Source organism: Allokutzneria sp. NRRL B-24872 (assembly GCF_002155965.1).
Taxonomy (GTDB): domain Bacteria; phylum Actinomycetota; class Actinomycetes; order Mycobacteriales; family Pseudonocardiaceae; genus Allokutzneria.
Genome location: NZ_MUMH01000162.1, coordinates 1 through 820 on the forward strand (window position 1 = coordinate 1; position 820 = coordinate 820).

The 820-nt window shown below is 69.8% G+C and carries 1 protein-coding gene and 1 pseudogene; both read right to left on the reverse strand.

What is annotated here, in order from left to right; genetic code table 11:
• A pseudogene (locus tag CCN37_RS41750) lies at positions 1-135 on the reverse strand (ABC transporter ATP-binding protein); the annotation flags it as partial.
• Between the two features lie 6 nt (positions 136-141).
• A partial coding sequence (locus tag CCN37_RS32560) for an ABC transporter permease (RefSeq protein ID WP_086828338.1) occupies positions 142-820 on the reverse strand: 679 nt, incomplete at its 5' end.

Sequence of the window (820 nt, forward strand, 5' to 3'; positions counted from 1 at the left end):
GCAGCCGGACTCACCGACCAGCCCGACCGTCTGGCCGGGCTCCACGTCGAAGCTGACGCCGTCGACAGCGGTGAAGGGCTCCTCGCCCTTGCGCTGGAACACGACGCTGAGATCGCGAACCTCAAGCAGTGCCAAGGGAAATCACCGCCTGTTCTTGGGGTCGAGCGCCTCGCGCAGCGCCTCGCCCATCAGCGTGAAGCCGAGCGCGACCACGATGATGCAGCCCGCTGGCCAGAACGCCAGGTTGGGATGGCTGTCGAAGACCTGCTGCGAGGTGCCGAGCATCTGGCCCCACTCCGGAACGGAGTCGTCGGGGTTGCCGAGGCCGAGGAACGACAGCGCCGCCGCGTCGATGATCGCGACCGCGAGCACCAGGGTCGACTGCACGATGACCGGGCCGAGGGAGTTCGGCAGCATGTGCCGGAACACGATCGCCCCGGGCTTCACCCCGAGCGAGCGCGCCGCCAGCACGTGGTCGCTGTGCCGTTGCGCCAGCATCGATCCGCGCAACAGCCGCGCGAAGATCGGCACCTGCACGATCGCCACCGCGACGATCACCGTGTAGATGTTCGGCGGCGAGAAGAGCACGCCGACCGAGACCGCGAGCAGCAGGCTCGGGATCGAGAGCATCACGTCGACCGCGCGCATGACCAGCGAGTCGACCCAGCCGCCGAGCGCGCCGGCGAGGGTGCCGAGCACCAGGCCGCCGATCAGCCCGAGGAAGGTGGCGAGCACGCCGACCATCAGCGTCTGCTGCGAGCCGATCAGCAAGCGGGACAACAGGTCCCGGCCCTGGAGGTCGCCGCCGAGCGGGTGCCCG